The sequence below is a fragment of the Lactobacillus amylolyticus genome (genome assembly GCF_003999355.1).
GTDB lineage: Bacteria > Bacillota > Bacilli > Lactobacillales > Lactobacillaceae > Lactobacillus > Lactobacillus amylolyticus.
In genome coordinates this window covers 45111-62555 of record NZ_CP031835.1, presented here as the reverse complement: position 1 = coordinate 62555, position 17445 = coordinate 45111, and the positions used below count along the sequence as shown (strand labels likewise).

Sequence of the window (17445 nt, the reverse complement as noted above, 5' to 3'; positions counted from 1 at the left end):
TCTTCTTTTCTTATTGCCAATGATCTTTAAAATGATACAAAATTAAAGGAATAATCACACTAATTGCACACATGCCGATTAAACTCGTAACGTATATTCCCTGCATCTTGGCTAGTGTGCCTACGGCCGGTGTAAAGGTTACAAAGAATGCAACTACTGTAATTAAAAACGCTAAGCATGAAATTGCAATACTAATCTTTGCATTTTTATTCATGTAATAAGCTCTATGCCAGTCCTCATGCTTATATTTCAAAACAATATAGGCAATCAGCATTATTAGGTAAACCATCAAATACTGGGCGGTAGTAGCTGCTAAGGAAACATTAAATGCAAAGTCGGCATTGCTACCACTGCTAAAAGTAATTAGTACTGCAGTTATAGTAACAATTAACGATTGCGTAACCATCAAGCGTAAAGGAACGCCGTGTTTGGTTGCCTTTGCAAAAAACTTTGGCAAATAACCTTCTTTAGCAGCTTCATACATTCCTTGATTTGGTCCGGCAAGCCAATTACCTAGCTCACCGATAATTCCGCAAGCCAGCATAACGCCCACAATTTTGTTTAAGACATCACCTGGCAAGCCAATTGAATTAAGCAATACACCGTAAGTATAAACAAAGCCAGTACTATTTTGAATTTCACTCTTAGGCACTGTCATTCCGATTGCCATCGAACCAAGCAAATCAAATAAAATTGCAGTTAAAGCTAAGCCCAGCATTACACGTGAATAGTAACGTGGATGTTCCAAATTCTTAACATGTGGTGCGGATGCTTCACCACCACAGAATGCCAACATGAACGGTACAAATGCAACCAAAGTGCTGCTATTTAAATGATGTGGCACAACTGTTTGCCAATTAATTTGCATATGAAGTGGATGCCCTTGTGCAAGATAAACAAAGAAGGCAATGATAATACAAATTACTGGAATTGCAATTCCTATAATAAACAGCCATTCAGCGATACGACCAATTTTTCTAACTCCAATTACCTGAATCGCAGTCGCACCCCAAAGGATAATCATCATTAAGATAAACCGAGCAGGCGGTGTCGTATTAAACCAAGGCGTATTAAACGTAATTGACAGCGCACCGATAATGACATACATCATCGTGTCCATAGCTACTGTGATGTTAATCCATTGTAAAAACATGGCTGTCCAACCGGTACGATCGCCTAAGTTGCCTTTTACCCAAGTAAAAATACCACCTTTTTCCCAGCCATCAATCGAGGCCATTTCTCCGGCCATCTGTGTAATTGGTATAAACCAGCAAACACCAGCAATTAATAAATAAAATAATGCTGTTGCGCCTGTTTTCCCAAATGGTGCCAACTCAATAACAGAAATAACCATTGAACTAGTCATTGCGAAGAGCTTAAACGCAGTTAATCGATTGTATTTAAGATCCTGCTCTAATGCCCAGTTTTCTTTTTCTTCCCCCACGGGTTGCTCCTCCTTAAACAAACTTTGCGGAGATTTATTTTACTCTATCAGACCAATAATAAAAAGCATTCATTGTGAATGCTTTTCAGATTTTTAGCTATAAGTCTATATCAAGCAAAATCGGGCAATGATCTGCTCTTTTTCCCGTGTCTATCATTTCAGACCGCCTTATTTTATCAGCGATTCGATTGCTAGTTAGCCAATAATCAATTCTCCAGCCTGAGTTATTTGCCTTTGCCGTTCTTACTCGCTGTGCCCACCAGGAATAAACACCTTCAACGTTGCCATTTATTTTTCTAAATGAATCAGTAAAGCCGGCATCAAGAAGCTGTGTAAAATCTTTTCTTTCTTCATCAGTAAATCCAGCTGAATGATGATTGTTTTCTGGATGCTTTAAATCAATCGGTGTATGCGCACAATTAAAATCACCACTGGCCAATACTGGCTTTTGCTTATCCAATTGCTGCAAATACTCAATATATCTTTGATCCCAGACCTGTCTATCGGCTAATCTCTTTAAGCCATTTCCAGAATTCGGAGTATAAACTTGAGTCACAAAAAATGTTGGAAATTCTAACGTAATTATTCTGCCCTCTGAATCCATTGGTTCTGGAGCTCCAATCTTAGGATAAGAAGCTTTTAACTCTAGGCCTTTTTTATATAAATACATTGTACCGGCATAACCCTTTCGGGCAGGTTCTTCCGATGAACGCCAAACATATTTATATTCAGGAAACATTTCTTTCAAAATAGTCTGATGCTTTTTCGTAGGGCCTGTAGCAGGCAACTTTGTTTCTTGAATAGCTAATACATCAGGTGCCTCATCATGAAGTTTTTCTAGAATTTTACGCGTTTCTAGAGCACGAGTAGACTGCCCTGTTAATGCTGCATTAAGTGAATCGATATTCCATGAAATTAATTTCATTGTGTATTCTCCCTTACTTTTATAAATTTATTATAACGAAAAAAGCTCAGCATAGATTTTTTCTAAACTGAGATTTTTAAAGGGAGTTATATTGAATGAGAATAACGAGAAAGTTAAGTCTTCTCTATAAATGATGCAAGCTTATGCATGTAATACTGTAGAGATTAGGATGATTTAGTTTGTATCACACAGCTTGCGTATTTGAGATGTAAGTATAAGAATTTAAGATTTCTTACTCTTAGTTTTTTAAGCTATAGAACCACCTCTCTTGTTTTCAGGCTTAACAATTTCTGCTATTTCGATATAATATCAACAAAGTGACACTGCGTCACTAGCTAATTTATCCCTTAATAAAAAATTTAGAATTGCGCTAAAATTGCATCAACCTCATCGCCATAACTTTCACCAAACAGGTCAAGATGCATGCAAAGATAGTAGAAGCGATACCATGGAAGCCGCTTTTCTATTCCTGGATTGAATGGACAGATTTCACTATAAGCCTGATAAAAGTCTTGGTTGAAACCACCAAAAACAGTGGTCATGGCTAAATCAAATTCACGATCGGCATAAACAGCGTCCGGATCAATCAAATATGGTTTTCCATTTGCAAACATGACATTGCCAAACCATAGATCACCATGACACAGACTCGGCAAGACCTGATTTTTGCTGTAACAATCTAGAAAATTTTCCATCATATTTTGAAAATGATGTTCTCTAAAATCATTCCAACGACCAACTTTCTTAGCATAATTGACCTCAGGCATCACACGTTGATTAAGATAAAAATCTGCCCAGCTGCTATTCCATTGATTGTCTTTTTTTAAAATCTTAGTTTCATATTTATCGCCAAAACCAAATTGATCATTATGTTTCATGTGAAGCTTCGCCACTTCATATCCCAAATCTCTTTGGCTGCCCACATCAGCATCTAACCAATTTAAAAGCAAGTAGGCATCACCTTCAATTTGGCCACTATGAATTGGCGTTAATATATTAACACCAGCTTGTGCAATTTCTTTTAGCCCTCTTTTTTCATGATCGAAATACTTAGCCGAATGTTTAGGCTGAACTTTCATAAAATATTGTTGCTGTGGTGTCACTATTTTATAAGCTAAATTGATGTCACCACCACGAACAGATTGACAGGAAATTATGTTTTTTATCGGCAATTGTTTCAGCCAATTTTGGTTAATTTGCATAATTATTTTTCCTTTCTAAAAAAAGAAACGCTTTTGTGTTTTGTCACACAAACTCAAGTGTATAATAGAAAACGGTCATACTATTAATTTTTACGGAGGTAGAATTTTATGACAAAGATTTTTGCTTACGCTATTCGTAAAGACGAAGAACCATTCTTGAACGAATGGAAAGAAGCTCACAAGGATATCGACGTTGATTTCACTGATCAACTTTTGACTCCTGAAACTGCTAAGTTAGCTAAGGGTGCCGATGGTGTTGTTGTTTACCAACAATTAGATTACACCGCTGATACTCTTCAAGCTTTAGCAGATGCTGGCGTAACTAAGATGTCATTACGTAACGTTGGTGTTGATAACATTGATATGGACAAGGCTAAGGAATTAGGCTTCGAAATTACCAACGTTCCTGTTTACTCACCAAATGCTATTGCTGAACATGCTGCTATTCAAGCTGCACGTGTATTACGTCAAGACAAGCGCATGGACGAAAAGATGGCTAAACGTGACTTACGCTGGGCTCCAACTATTGGTCGTGAAGTTCGTGACCAAGTTGTTGGTGTTGTAGGTACTGGTCACATTGGTCAAGTATTTATGCGTATTATGGAAGGTTTCGGCGCAAAGGTTATTGCTTACGATATCTTCAAGAACCCAGAACTTGAAAAGAAGGGTTACTACGTTGACTCACTTGATGACTTGTACAAGCAAGCTGATGTAATTTCACTTCACGTTCCAGATGTTCCAGCTAACGTTCACATGATCAACGACGATTCGATCAAGAAAATGAAAGACGACGTTGTAATTGTAAACTGCTCACGTGGTCCACTTGTTGACACTGATGCTGTAATCCGTGGTTTGGACTCAGGCAAGATCTTCGGCTTCGTTATGGATACCTACGAAAACGAAGTTGGTATCTTCAACAAGAATTGGGAAGGTAAGAAGTTCCCAGATGACCGTTTGGCTGACTTAATTGACCGTCCAAACGTTTTGGTAACTCCACACACCGCCTTCTACACCACTCACGCTGTACGTAACATGGTTGTTAAGGCATTTGACAACAACTTGAAGATGATCAATGGTGAAAAGCCAGATTCTCCAGTTGCATTGGACAAGAACAAGTTCTAAAAATAAATTAGAATTAATAAAAAATCTCAGCTCAATTGGGCTGAGATTTTTTGTTTGGTTTATAAATTATCGTTATAGCTATCAGACACGTCGTCCGCAGGATTGGCTACTGACTTTAAAGTGAAATTCTTACCATCATAGTTTAAAACAACGATGCCACAATTGTGATAATGCAGTTTTCCTAGGGGATGTAAACTGTTCAGTGCTTTTCTTAAGAAGTTCATTAAGGCACCACCATGTGAGACAATTAACACGTTTTTACCATTTGGAATATCCTTAAGCAATCTACGAATCGTTTTATCCATCCGCTCTTCTACTTCGACCTGGCTTTCTCCACCAAATTGTTTGAAGAAGTCATTATAAGGTGGCTTAGGATTCAAACTTTCATCGTGGGCTTCATAGCGACCAAAGGCAAACTCCTTCAATCCCTTATCACGCTTGAATGGCATCTTATGTTCCGTTATAATTTCCAACGTATCACTCGCTCTTTCAGAGCTTGAAGAAAAGGCATAATCAAAGTGTACGTGTTTTTCTTTTAAATAATCACGTGTAGCTTCTGCTTGCGCAATTCCTAATGGAGTTAATGGAGAATCGCATCTGCCTTGGATCTTATGGAAATAATTAAAAAAGGTTTGTCCGTGACGAACTAAATATACTGTAATCATCGTCTTCTCCCATATCGAGGTTAAAAATGAAAATACTAAAAAGAATTGGAATCGGTTTGCTCAGCTTAATCGGTATTCTGCTTGTAGTAATTATCGGTTATGTGGGCTACATGCAAATGCACTACTATCGCATCCCTGATAATCGCAAACTGTCTATAAAAAATAATCAATCTAAACAATTAAGCTTGCACCATCTATACTCTATTATTACTTATAATGTTGGTTTTGGTGCATATAATCACAATTTTGATTTCTTTATGGATAAAGGTGAACTCAAAAACGGCACAAAAACGCAAGGGACACGTGGTACTGCCTTTTCTAAACAATCCGTTCTTGCTTCAACCTACGGTGTCATCAAGACGATGAAAAAACAGAATCCTGATTTCATGCTCTTTCAAGAAATCGATACCCACTCAACGCGTAGCCACTATGTCAACCAAGTTAATTTAGTTGAGCACGCTTTTAAAAATTATGACCATGTTTTTGCCAATAATTTCCACTCCGCATATCTCGCTTGGCCACTTTATGACCCACACGGCAGCGTTCAATCAGGTTTGCTTAGTATGAGTAAATATCACATGCAAAGCGCAGTTAGAAGAAAATATCCTGTTTCTTCCGCATTTATCTCCAAATTTACAGATCTTGATCGCTGCTTCACGGTTATGCACTACCCAATCAAAGGCGGAAAAGAATTAATCGTCATCAATAGTCATATGTCAGCCTATGATAAAGGCGGCAAAATGCGTAAAGCGCAAATGAAGATTCTTTCTAAAGTAATCGAAGCTGAATATAAAGCGGGCAATTACGTCATTGTCGGTGGTGACTTCAACCACGCATTAGGCCGCGACATGCTCACCCACTTTGACCATCAAGAAAAGATTCCTAGTTGGGTATCTGTTTTAGATCAAAAGATGTTGCCTAAGGATTTCATCATGGTTAAAGCAACTAACCGTGAGCGTGTAGCTACAGTTAGATCAACGGATATGAAATATCGGCCTAAGGTTAACTACCAAACAGTTGGCGATGGCTTTATCATTTCAAAAAATATTAAAGCCAAGGCTACCGATATCAACACCGATTATCGTTATGCCGATCACAATCCAGTCAGATTAGGATTTAGCTTAAAATAAAAAAGCCGTTTTACGGCTTTTTTATTTTTATTCAATATCTAAATATTTAGCTAAAACTTTTAAGACACCATTCTCATCATTCGATGGTGCTTCGTATTTGGCAACCGCCTTCGTTTTAGCGTTAGCATTTTCCATGGCATAGCTATAACCACATGCCTCAAGCATGCCGATATCATTTTCACCATCACCAAAAGCAATCAAATCTTTTTGTTCAATGCCATAGTACTTAAGCATATCAGCTACACCTTTGGCTTTATTAATGCCTTTGTGCACCAGATCGATCGTCATATTACCGCTACTAGTACCGCGAACGTAATCACCGTATTTTTCATTGAAGCGATCTTGAATAATTGTAGCTAATTCATCGTCGGCAGTCAGACAAACTTTCAAAATAGCATCGCTAGGATCGATATCAGTAAATTTATCGATTTCTTCTACTTTGCGATAGTAAATTCGAATATCATCTTTGGTTGCCTTATCCATACTCTTCAAGATGTAACAATGATGTTCTGCACTAACCATGATGATTGCTTCTGGATATTCGGTTTGAATAAAGTGAAGCAACTTCTGAGCAATATCATAATCGAGCGCAGTTCTTTTGATTACTTTGCCATCGGCTTCGAGAATAGCGCCATTTTCAGATACATAATCAATTCCTTCAGTGAATTCTTGAAAGTATTCATGTGATCTGATCAATTGATTACCTGTAGCTGAAATGAAGGGGATATTGTTTGCTTGTAGTTTTTTCAAAATTTTACCAAAAAGCTGATGATCAAAAGTCTTCTTTTCTGTTAAAAAAGTACCGTCCATATCAACAGCTACGGCTTTAAAGGGTATTGTAGTCATGTGTATCACCTTTCCAATACCTTTATATTACTATGTAAGCGCTTTTGTTTCATCACTTTTCGCTAAAAATGAAATTTCTTTCACAAGTAATCATATATTTCACTTCATGCAAGAAGTTTTATTTTAATGGATACGTATATGGATAATGCGCTGTTTCTGGCACTTTATCCCAGGTTACCGTGTGGCCTGCACCATGTGAACAAAAGACCGAGTTAGGCGTATTTTCTAGATCTGAAACAGGATCATAATTTTTCTGTTCGATGATTTCTTGAGCATTATGACAAGGCAAATAACCCTTTACGACGCATTCAAAGATTCCGTCACCATGCGTGTAGCCACGTACTTGCGCAGCATAATCCTGCATTTCACTAGCTGGTGCCGAGCCTTCAATGATGGTGCGGTCGCCTTTATTTTCTGGTGAATTAAACTGACCACTCATTCTTTGAATATCATTCAGCGCGTGGCCTACATGTTCTTGACTTACTTCAAGGCGGAAATCATACCATGGTTCAAGCAAGATCAATTGGTCCTGCTCTTTTAATTCCATCAGGCCCTGACGCACCGCACGATAAGTTGCTTCTCTAAAGTCGCCACCGACTGAGTGCACAATACTACCTTTACCGCCAAGCAAAGTAATTTTTACGTCTGTAATTGGCGTACCCAGTAAAACTCCCAAATGCTCTTTTGATTTAAGAGCTGTCATAATCTGATGTTGCCAATTTTTGGTTAAAACTTCTAGACTGCAGTTATTTTCAAAAACTACGCCACTATTTCTTAGACCCGGTTCAAGCAACAGGTGCACTTCCGCATAGTGACGCAACGGTTCAAAGTGACCTACGCCTTCTACTGGTTGAGCAATAGTTTCTTTGTATAAAATGCTGCCTTGTTCAAAATCAACGATTAAAGTAAAACGTTCCTGCAACAATTGTTTTAAAATCTCGAGTTGAATTTTCCCCATCACCTGAACGCGAAGTTCCTGCAAATGTTCTGACCAAGTTACATGAAGCTGCGGATTTTCGTCTCCTAGCGTCTTTAAGGCCATCAGACAGGCATGAATATCCTCATCCAGTGGATTAAGCTTGTAAGTTAAAACTGGCTTTAGACTGGCTTCTTTTGCATCTGTAGCGCCAAAGCCTTGTCCTGGATAAGTCTTAGTTAAACCAGTAGCTGCAACAATTTCGCCTGCATTTACTTTTACAACCGTCGTAAATTTTTCACCGTTATATTCGCGCAATTGATTAATCTTTTCGCCGGCTAATTCAGTTTTTGCCTGCAATTTGCCGCCTAAAATTTTAATCCAGCTAAGGCGCTCCCCATTTTTATCATGCGAAATCTTGAAGCATCTAGCTGAAAAATCAGGACTATATTCTTTTTCTTTAGTCCACTTATCAAAGCTTGCTAAAAATTCCGTAATTCCAGTTAATTTCAGAGCTGAGCCAAAATAAACGGGATAGATCTTTCTCTGCACAATTAAATTTTGAATATCCGAATTCATAATTTCTTCGCCATTCAGATATTTTTCGAGCAGCTGATCATCAGCCGAAGCCACATTTTCATAAAAAGTTTGATCTTCTTGGCTAAAATCCAGGCAATTTTCACTTAAACTTTTTTGAATATCGGTTAAAACCTGACCTTTATTTGTACCTGCAATATCGATTTTATTAACAAAAATAAAAACAGGTACATGATTTTTCTCAAGTAAATTCCACAGCGTCTTGGCATAACTGGTGACGCCATCGGTCGCCGAAATAACCAAAATCGCATAATCTAAAACGCTCAGCACTTCTTCGGTTTGAAAAGCAAAATCGACGTGCCCTGGCGTATCCAGCAAAGTAATCTCTGCATCATCCGTGGTCAATTTAGCCTCATGAGAAAAAATAGTAATGCTCCGTTTTTTCTCAAGTTGTTGGGTATCTAAAAATGCATCCCCATTGTCCACTCTTCCTAAATTCCTGATATTTCCTGCCCGATACAGCAAGGCTTCAGAAAGAGTTGTCTTACCCGCGTCAACGTGGGCCATAATTCCTGTTGTAATTTTCTTCATCATTTTTCACCTAAAAAAAGTATCTTATCTCAAAGATAAGATACCCTTCTCATTAATTCAATTAATACTTCTTTTGAAAATCATTCTGCATCAATTTAACGAATTCTGGATAATTTTTCACTTCAAAAATTGGGTGCAAATGGAGCGTATTTTTACGGTGACGGTGATTGTACCAGATGCTATCAAAGCCATATTCTTCTGCACCTAAAATATCGGATTGCAAGCCATCGCCAAAGAAGACTGTTTCATCAGGACCGATCTCAGTTCGACTGAAGAAATAATCAAAAGCATGTGGATTCGGCTTAGAATAATGGGCTTCTTCTGAAGTAACAATCAAATCAAAATATTTTTTCACGCCAGCTAGTTCCAAGCGGTGATTTTGCATAAACTTTTCACCATTACTCAAAATGGTTAATTTATAGCCCTGCTTCTTCGCAAACTTCAAAGTATCTTTTATACCCGGCAGAAGTTTATGTGCTTCGCCAAAGTATGAACGATATTCGTCCATAGCCTTTTTACCATCAATCTCAATTCCAAAATGATCCTTGATAAAGTCATGAAAGGTCATTTCACTCAGCTGTTCATAGGTTAACTCGCCTTGTTCAAGTCTGCGCCATAATCCCTGATTGTAAGCATGGTACTGGCGCTGAAGTTCTTGAGATAATGGCCAATGATGTGCATTAAAAAGACTGTGCAAAGCAAAATCTTCAGTTGCCGCAAAATCGATAATAGTATCATCAACGTCAAAAATAATTTGTTTATAGCGCAATGTGGTTAGTCCTTTCCTTAATTCTAGAATATCAATTATATCAGTTTTTAAAAATTAAATGAAAAAAGTGATTGACAACTTTTTAATAACTCTTTAAAATTTGTGACAACAAGTAATTTGAATGAAAGGAAGATTTAACCATGTTGAAGAATGTAGTAATCAATCGTTGGCAATTCCAGCACTAGAGTTGTTTCTACACGCTTATTAAAAGCACGGATGCGACTCAGATACTTTTCGCATCTGTGCTGGTAAATCTTCATAAAAAAGTAGCCCGCACGGATTTAATAAACGTGCGGGTTTTTTTGGACATTTCCCGTAAAACGGAAATGTCCTTTTTTGTTTATGGGAGTCGGAAAAATGAAAAGATTAATCAGAACAATTATTGCTCTCTTCGCCTTTTTAGTTGCCACATTTGTTGTAGAGGTAAATAAACAAACTACAGCGCAAAAAGAAAAGGTCGTGGGCATTTTACAAACTATGAGTCACCCAGCCTTGGATCAAATCCACCGCGGTATTATTAAGGGTCTTGAAGACGAAGGTTACCGCGAAGGTAAAAATATCCAAATCGGTTTTCCAAATGCCCAAGGCGATCAAAGTAATCTGAAATCAATGAGTGATCGGTTTAAACAAAGAAATGCGGCAGTGACAATCGGAATTGCGACACCAGCTGTTCAATCTTTGGCTAACGAATCAGGCGACACGCCAGTAATCATGGGTGCAGTAAGTGATCCACTAGGAACGCACTTAGTTAAAAGTTTGAACCATCCTGGTGGCAAAGTTACCGGGGTGCAAGATCGTCAGCCTATTCCAGCTCAATTAAAATTGTTGCGGACGATTTTACCTAAAGCTAAACGGATCGGGGTTGTCTACACCTCAAGCGATGATTCATCCGCATCTGAATATCGTGAATTTAGAAAATTAGCTGAAAAAGAGGGCCTCACAGTTCGTCCATACACGATCACTTCTACCAATGATATTGAACAAGTTGCCCAAACCATGGCGGGCAAAGTTCAAGCAGTGTATGTACCTACCGACAACACCGTTGCTTCAGGAATTGCCACCTTGCTTAAGGCAACTAACGAAGCAAAGATTCCTGTTTTTCCAGCTGCCGATACCATGGTTAAGTCAGGTGGTCTTGCCACTAGATGTGTGAGCCAGTTCGACATGGGAGTTTTAACTGGTCACATGGCCGGACAAATTTTGAAAGGTAAAAATCCAGCAGATACACCGGTTAGAAAAGTGACCAGCTATGAAACTATGATTAACCAAAAAGCCGCAAACGAATTAAACATTCATATTCCAGACAGCGTCATCAAGGCCGCACAAAAGAAAGGACGGATCATCAAATTAGCCTTATTACATCAACTATCGGGCAAGGTCTCTTATGGGGAGTCTTAGCCTTAGGCCTATTTCTCACTTTTAGAATTTTAAATTTCCCAGATATGACTGTTGAAGGAACATTTCCCTTCGGTGCAGCAATTTGCGTCAGTGCTTTAGTACACGGCGTTGATCCGGTGCTGGCTACCATCCTTTCATTTTTAGGCGGGATGCTTACAGGGTTAGTTACTGGACTACTTTATACCAAAGGCAAAATTCCAGTTTTACTTGCCGGAATTTTAACCATGACTGGTGTCTACTCAGTCAACTTGCGTATTTTAGGTAAAGCAAATGTCGGCTTGCTCAACAAAGCTACTTTGCTTAACGAGAAGTTTTTACAAAAATTGCCTACTAACTTCCCTACTATTGTGGTTGGTCTCTTCTTTGCAGTATTGATTATCCTTTTGTTAGCTGTTTTTCTAAATACCGACCTTGGTCAAAGTTTCATCGCAACTGGTGATAATGAAAAAATGGCTCGCTCACTGGGTATCAACACCGATAACATGAAGATCCTAGGCTTGATGCTTTCAAACGGCTTAATTGATTTAGCTGGTGGCTTGATCGCCCAAAACGGTGGTTATGCCGACGTTAACATGGGGATCGGAACAATGGTTACCAGCCTTGCCGCAATCATTATCGGCGAAGTCGTTTACGGCAACAATTTAACTTTAACTGCTCGTTTAATTGCCATCATCATCGGCAGTATCATCTACCGTTTGATTTTGTTATTAGTTTTGCAACTAGGCTTCAGCACCAACGACTTCAGATTGATCTCCGCAATCATCTTAGCTATCTGCATGATGTTGCCATTGTTTGAGAAAAAGTTCCATGTACGTAAATTATTGAAAAAAGGAGTTCAAAAACCATGAGCACAATTTTAGATTTACAAAACATTACCACCACAGTTAATAAAGGTACAAACGAAGAAAAGTAAATTCTCAAAAACATCAACTTAAAACTGGAAGATGGCGACTTTGTGACCTTGCTGGGAACCAACGGTGCAGGTAAATCTACCCTGCTAAATATCATCAACGGCTCCATTTTTCCCACTACTGGGAAAGTCCTCTTAAAAGACCGTGATTTAACTCCTTTATCTGAAGTAAAACGTGCCAAGTATATTGCCCAAGTTTTCCAGGATCCTAAGATGGGAACTGCTCCAAGAATGACGGTTGCCGAGAACTTACTTTTAGCTACTAAGCGTGGTCAACATCGTGGCCTGCGCCTTAGAGGGCTCGATAAACACATGAAAGAATTTGAAAAAGAGACTGCTCAGCTGCCTAATGGATTAAATGAGCGCTTAAATACTTTCGTGGGCAATCTCTCAGGTGGTCAGCGCCAAACACTCAGTTTCTTAATGGCTACCATCAAAAAGCCAGAATTATTGTTGCTAGATGAGCATACAGCTGCCCTTGATCCTAATACCAGCCGCGATTTGCTCGAATTAACTGATCAAGTTGTACGCGAAGAAAAATTAACCTGCATTATGATCACCCACCAATTAAAAGATGCCATTAAGTATGGCAATCGGATGGTAATTCTGAATAGCGGGCAAATTGTATTAGCTGTTAAAGGTGAAGAAAAGAAAGAATTAACTGAAGAAGATATTTTGCAATATTTCACTGATTAGTTATTTTTACTCATATGTTCCGTAAAATAAGCACTATGAAATGGCTTTAATTCTGACTAAAATAAGAATTGAGGTCATAATAAAGGGACTTATACTAAGAAAACAGTTATCTAAAATAGATAGCTATTTTTATTTATTTTGCCAATTTTTAACTAAAAATAATTGAAAACGTTATTCTAGCAACATTTGTGAGACCTAAATTATTTTCAAAAAAATTCAAATTATCCCTTGAATTTAATAATATATGTTAGACGCAAAGAAATTAGCTAAAGTTGTTTCAGTCGCAGTTGCTTCAATGAGTTTATTAGGTGTCAGTGCTTCAGTTACCGAAGCTGCTAGTTTCACTGCCCCAAAGTTGGGTGTTGCAGAAGTTGCTCCTACTAACCCAGCTATCAAGAAAGGCGCCAAGATCTTCGTTACTGTTAAAGATACCAAGAATCAAAAAGTCGCTGTTTTAAACGCAAACGGTGGAAAGCTCGCTAAGACAGTTTCAATAGGTTCAACTTTCACTGCTAAGGATGTTAAGAAGACTAACGGCAAGAAGCTTGTTAAGATCAGTGGCAATAAATGGTTAGACACTAAGGATGTTGTTAAGGATTAATAAAAATATTCAGATCTAACAAAATGAATAACTAAAAAATGCACGAAGCCAAATTCTGACTTCATGCATTTTTATTTTGGTCTAAATTATTTTACGTAGGTTTCTTTAATGCTGATAACTGATAAAGCAGCTAAGAATCCTGAAATACCAGTGATTAACATCATAGCTGGCATTGAGTTACCTACCATTGGGAAGATGATAAAGCTGAGTAATGAAGCGACAATCTGTGGCAAACAAATTGAACAGTTGAATAAGCCAAGGTAGGTTCCCATGTGTTTACCTGATAAAGCGTTAGATACCATAGTCAATGGATAAGTGTTCATCCCTGCCCAGCTGATTCCGATTAAAATGAATGAAAGAATCAGCAGCATTTGTGAATGAACCAAGAAAATTGAAGCGTAGCCAATTGCACCTAATGCCAAACTTAAGCCGTAGCCTAACTTATGACAATTGTTTGGTACTTTAGCCAAAACATATGACCAAATTACAGCCGCAATTGATTGAACAGCAGTCAATACGCCGAACCAGTTACCTGCAATTTGGTAGCCTGCTGAAGAAGCGGAAGTGGTGTTTCATACGTTTTGCGCAATCGCACCAGTTGCATAAGTTGAAAGGTATTGGAATGAAATCCAGCTGAAAAATTGGACTAATGAAACTTGCCAAAATACTTTTGGCGCTTTCTTTAGCAATTCAATCCAACCGCCACCTTCTTTGTTATCTGATTCCTTGATACCGTGGTAACGAGCATAAGTTTCTGGATCATATTCATGAACTCTGAAGATGGTGAACAATGAAGTAATTACCAAAACAGCTGCACCAACATAGAATGAAATGACAACTGATTGTGGCACTACACCCTTCTTAGCGGTGTTGGCAACACCCAAGCTGGTTAGCAAGAATGGGAAGAATGCAGCAATTACGGCACCAAAGTTGGAAAGCATACTCTGAATTCCATAAGCATATGACTTTTGATCGTCGTTGACCATATCACCGATCATCATCTTAAATGGTTGCATCGCCATGTTAGAAGCGACATCCAAAACAGCAATTGCGACAGCACCAAAGATAAGTGCTTCTAAGGATCCATATCCTAAACCGAAACTACCGACGTTGGGCAAAATGACCATCGTGATAACGGCAAAAATCATCCCAATCAATAAATATGGCAATCTTCTCCCGATTTTAGGAATCCAAGTACGATCTGATAAGGATCCGATTCCTGGTTGCACCACCAGACCAGCAAGTGGTGGCAAAATGAAGAACCAACCTAATTTTGTTGGGTCAGCCCCTAAAGTTTGGAAAATTCTACTCATTTGTGAAGTTTCCAAAGTAAATGCAATTTGTACGCCTAAATAACCCAAGCTAATCATCCAAATAGTGGAAGCGGCTAGCGTTGGTAAACCTGATTTTTCTTGTTTCAAGTTCTCTTTCTCCTTCCATCTAAATCGCTTTCATGTTTTAAATGATATCGATTTCAGAAAGAGCTTTCAATATAATTTGCTCTGTTAACGGTAACTTAATTGCATAAACATTTCTTGATTTTTTCTAAAATCGGCATACTTAATCTACGCTCTCTCCATCTCTTGGTAGTAAAATATTCTCATAGATTATGGAGGTATGAAACTATGCTTTCACTTTTGTTAACAATTTTCTTGATTTGGCTTTTCTTCAAGTTGGGGGTTGGCTTAATCAAGATTTTCGGCTTCTTGCTCATTGCCGGATTGATTTTCGTATTTTATGCATACTTGCTCATCCCATTCCTGGCTCTGGTAGCCATGGGTGGATTGTTGTTTGCGGCAATAAGATAATTTAATTGAATAAAAATAAAGAGGCCTTTCGGCCTCTTTTTTACATGCTCTTCAAATTTTTAACAATCAATTTAGCTAATATCTCATAGCCTGCATCCCCAAAGTGCAAACCATCATTTTTCATTCCTTGGGCAGTCTCCTTGATGTCCCCTGCATCTAGCATCGCCTGACATAAATCCGCATATCTAAAATGATATTCCTGAGCGACTTCTTCGACTGCTTTGGCATATTTTTCTACTAAAGCATTATCGCGCACAAGCTGCTTTTCCTCATCAACGGCGGGTGGCGAAACAAGCAAAACATGTGGCGGATAATATGCACAAATTATCGCTGAACAAATCAATTCCATATTTTGCTTAAATTGCGTTAACGGCACCTGCTTATGCGTTGCCAGATCATTAGTCCCAAGTAAAATTACCAAGTTATCGCACTTTTTCACGCTCAAAACTAATTCATTAAGTCTTGCAAAAAACGCACCTGAATTGATCCCCGACACTGCAGTATTTTCAATTTCTACGTCAGGTAACATCTTTTTTAAATTCCAGTTAATATGCGGCTCTTCTTTGCCTTCATTGCGTGCGATGATGCTATCGCCTGTCAGTAATAATCTCATTTTAGAACTGCCTTCTTCTTACTCTTTTTAGTTGGCTTAATGCCTAAAACATCCAAGAAGAAAGTAAAGATTGGCACACCTACGATCAAGCCCCAGGTGCCCCAGAAATGTTCTGCCACAAGCAAAACCAAGAATGTGTAGAAAATTGGTAATTCAGTCTTGCTGGCCATGAACTTAGGATTTAAGACATAGGCTTCAACGGTGTGAATAATCATGATCATAATGAAAATATAAATCACGTAGCGAATGCCGCCTACTGAGTAGCCCACAATACTTAGCGGAATCAGTGAAATGATCACGCCAGCAACTGGGATCAAACTCAAAATGAAGACCATTAATCCTAATGCAATAATTTGCGGCATTTTCATAAAGGCTAAACAAATCATTGTTAATGCGGTATTGCAGAGGGCGATGAAAAACTGTGCTTCAAGGACAACCCCGAACGTATTCGTAAACTTTCTGCCAAAATAGCGGACATCTTCAAAGAACCACTTAAAAATTCCGCTTTTTACAAACAAATTAGAGAACTCATTCATTTTCTTCAATTCAATCGTATAGAAGAAACTTAAAATTAGTGACATGAAAATCGAAACCGTTAAAGTACCAACACTGGTTAACGTCTTCATCATGACGCTCATCCCTGTTTTAGCTTGAGTCACCAATTCATTTCTATTAACATAGCGGCTTACGTATCGCATAATTCCTGTCATGCTGTCGCTCTCATAAAAGGCCAAGACGGATTTAAACATCTTACTGATCTGTTTAACTAGCATCGGCAAATAAATCGTTACAGCGAAGTATAGACACAGCAGAATCAAAATATATGTGATTGACACAATTACACCCGATGGAATTTTTGGAATATGTCTTTGAACCAACCTAATTAAATGAACAACCAGATAAGTAAAAATAAAAGTTAGCAAAATTGTGTTCATCATTGCTCGCATCTCATATAAAAGAGCAATGATTACCAACAAGACCACAAATCTTCTAAGCGGTACGTTTTGCTTGAATCTTTGCCAAGCATTTTCCATAAATAAACCTCCCTTAATTGTAGATATACGATGCTTGAGCCCTATTTTATGCCTAATAAATTACAAAGAAAACTACTATCTTTTTGTTACACACTTCTTCTGAGATTTTTACCATTAAAAATTAAAAAATCTCAGATATTTCTCTTAATTATGTACGATTTTTTTCTTATATAAATCCTTACGGAGACAACGAATTGCATTTTTTGAACTTAATCATGCTAAAATATTTTTGTTTACA

General features: G+C 38.1%; 16 protein-coding genes and 2 pseudogenes. 7 read left to right on the top strand and 11 right to left on the bottom strand.

Translation table 11 applies throughout. The features are described 5' to 3' along the window. Nucleotides 1-10: 10 nt before the first annotated feature. The 3 genes from D0Z64_RS00320 to D0Z64_RS00310 form a co-directional block, all read right to left on the bottom strand. Nucleotides 11-1444 carry an amino acid permease gene (locus tag D0Z64_RS00320; protein ID WP_080881001.1) on the bottom strand — a complete coding sequence of 478 codons (1434 nt, stop codon included), beginning with the start codon at nucleotides 1442-1444 and terminating at the stop codon, nucleotides 11-13. 97 nt (nucleotides 1445-1541) lie between these two features. Then, a complete protein-coding gene (locus D0Z64_RS00315; protein ID WP_080881000.1) occupies nucleotides 1542-2369 on the bottom strand; it encodes an exodeoxyribonuclease III in 828 nt (275 codons plus the stop codon). A gap of 359 nt (nucleotides 2370-2728) precedes the next feature. Continuing rightward, complete coding sequence (locus D0Z64_RS00310; RefSeq protein ID WP_080880999.1) at nucleotides 2729-3571, bottom strand: fructosamine kinase family protein; 843 nt, start codon at nucleotides 3569-3571, stop codon at nucleotides 2729-2731. Nucleotides 3572-3679: 108 nt separating this feature from the next. On the opposite strand from D0Z64_RS00310, the gene D0Z64_RS00305 reads away from it, so the two are divergent. After that, nucleotides 3680-4693 carry a D-2-hydroxyacid dehydrogenase gene (locus D0Z64_RS00305; protein ID WP_080880998.1) on the top strand — a complete coding sequence of 338 codons (1014 nt, stop codon included), beginning with the start codon at nucleotides 3680-3682 and terminating at the stop codon, nucleotides 4691-4693. A gap of 59 nt (nucleotides 4694-4752) precedes the next feature. Here the strand turns inward: D0Z64_RS00305 and D0Z64_RS00300 are convergent, their stop codons facing one another. Continuing rightward, nucleotides 4753-5358, bottom strand: a complete 606-nt coding sequence (locus tag D0Z64_RS00300) for a histidine phosphatase family protein (protein ID WP_013436895.1) — start codon at nucleotides 5356-5358, stop codon at nucleotides 4753-4755. A gap of 26 nt (nucleotides 5359-5384) precedes the next feature. Here D0Z64_RS00300 and D0Z64_RS00295 point away from each other — a divergent pair, with 26 nt between their 5' ends. After that, nucleotides 5385-6488, top strand: coding sequence for an endonuclease/exonuclease/phosphatase family protein (locus D0Z64_RS00295; RefSeq protein WP_080880997.1), 1104 nt, complete (start codon nucleotides 5385-5387; stop codon nucleotides 6486-6488). Between the two features lie 27 nt (nucleotides 6489-6515). Here the strand turns inward: D0Z64_RS00295 and D0Z64_RS00290 are convergent, their stop codons facing one another. From D0Z64_RS00290 to D0Z64_RS08650, 4 genes are all read right to left on the bottom strand, one after another. After that, nucleotides 6516-7334: a Cof-type HAD-IIB family hydrolase gene (locus D0Z64_RS00290; protein WP_014565463.1), complete on the bottom strand. Its 819-nt coding sequence runs from the start codon at nucleotides 7332-7334 to the stop codon at nucleotides 6516-6518. Between the two features lie 118 nt (nucleotides 7335-7452). Further along, nucleotides 7453-9378 (bottom strand): elongation factor G, encoded by a 1926-nt coding sequence (locus D0Z64_RS00285; RefSeq protein ID WP_080880996.1) that lies wholly within the window; start codon nucleotides 9376-9378, stop codon nucleotides 7453-7455. 61 nt (nucleotides 9379-9439) lie between these two features. Further along, nucleotides 9440-10147, bottom strand: coding sequence for a YjjG family noncanonical pyrimidine nucleotidase (locus D0Z64_RS00280; protein ID WP_006351307.1), 708 nt, complete (start codon nucleotides 10145-10147; stop codon nucleotides 9440-9442). Between the two features lie 134 nt (nucleotides 10148-10281). Then, on the bottom strand, nucleotides 10282-10407 hold the full coding sequence (locus D0Z64_RS08650) for a hypothetical protein (protein WP_257788715.1): 126 nt from the start codon (nucleotides 10405-10407) through the stop codon (nucleotides 10282-10284). Between the two features lie 97 nt (nucleotides 10408-10504). Between D0Z64_RS08650 and trpX the strand changes: the two genes are divergently transcribed. The 4 genes and pseudogenes from trpX to D0Z64_RS00260 all read left to right on the top strand — a co-directional run bounded on the left by trpX (nucleotide 10505) and on the right by D0Z64_RS00260 (nucleotide 13752). Further along, nucleotides 10505-11545 (top strand): tryptophan ABC transporter substrate-binding protein, encoded by a 1041-nt coding sequence (gene trpX, locus D0Z64_RS00275; RefSeq protein ID WP_080880995.1) that lies wholly within the window; start codon nucleotides 10505-10507, stop codon nucleotides 11543-11545. Beyond that, nucleotides 11494-12393, top strand: coding sequence for an ABC transporter permease (locus tag D0Z64_RS00270; RefSeq protein WP_080880994.1), 900 nt, complete (start codon nucleotides 11494-11496; stop codon nucleotides 12391-12393). Before trpX ends, D0Z64_RS00270 begins: the two co-directional genes overlap by 52 nt. Continuing rightward, a pseudogene (locus D0Z64_RS00265) lies at nucleotides 12390-13151 on the top strand (ABC transporter ATP-binding protein). Before D0Z64_RS00270 ends, D0Z64_RS00265 begins: the two are co-directional and overlap by 4 nt. Nucleotides 13152-13395: 244 nt before the next feature. Next, nucleotides 13396-13752 (top strand): hypothetical protein, encoded by a 357-nt coding sequence (locus D0Z64_RS00260; RefSeq protein ID WP_080880993.1) that lies wholly within the window; start codon nucleotides 13396-13398, stop codon nucleotides 13750-13752. Nucleotides 13753-13838: 86 nt separating this feature from the next. On the opposite strand, the pseudogene D0Z64_RS00255 reads toward D0Z64_RS00260, so the two are convergent. Continuing rightward, nucleotides 13839-15122: pseudogene (locus tag D0Z64_RS00255) on the bottom strand (SLC45 family MFS transporter). Nucleotides 15123-15377: 255 nt separating this feature from the next. Here D0Z64_RS00255 and D0Z64_RS00250 point away from each other — a divergent pair. Next, nucleotides 15378-15560 carry a hypothetical protein gene (locus D0Z64_RS00250; RefSeq protein ID WP_080880991.1) on the top strand — a complete coding sequence of 61 codons (183 nt, stop codon included), beginning with the start codon at nucleotides 15378-15380 and terminating at the stop codon, nucleotides 15558-15560. Between the two features lie 40 nt (nucleotides 15561-15600). Here the strand turns inward: D0Z64_RS00250 and D0Z64_RS00245 are convergent, their stop codons facing one another. Together D0Z64_RS00245 and D0Z64_RS00240 are read right to left on the bottom strand one after the other, a co-directional pair. Then, complete coding sequence (locus D0Z64_RS00245) at nucleotides 15601-16173, bottom strand: SGNH/GDSL hydrolase family protein (protein WP_080880990.1); 573 nt, start codon at nucleotides 16171-16173, stop codon at nucleotides 15601-15603. Continuing rightward, complete coding sequence (locus tag D0Z64_RS00240) at nucleotides 16170-17207, bottom strand: AI-2E family transporter (protein ID WP_127345497.1); 1038 nt, start codon at nucleotides 17205-17207, stop codon at nucleotides 16170-16172. The genes D0Z64_RS00245 and D0Z64_RS00240 overlap by 4 nt, the downstream gene beginning before the upstream one ends. Nucleotides 17208-17445: the final 238 nt, after the last annotated feature.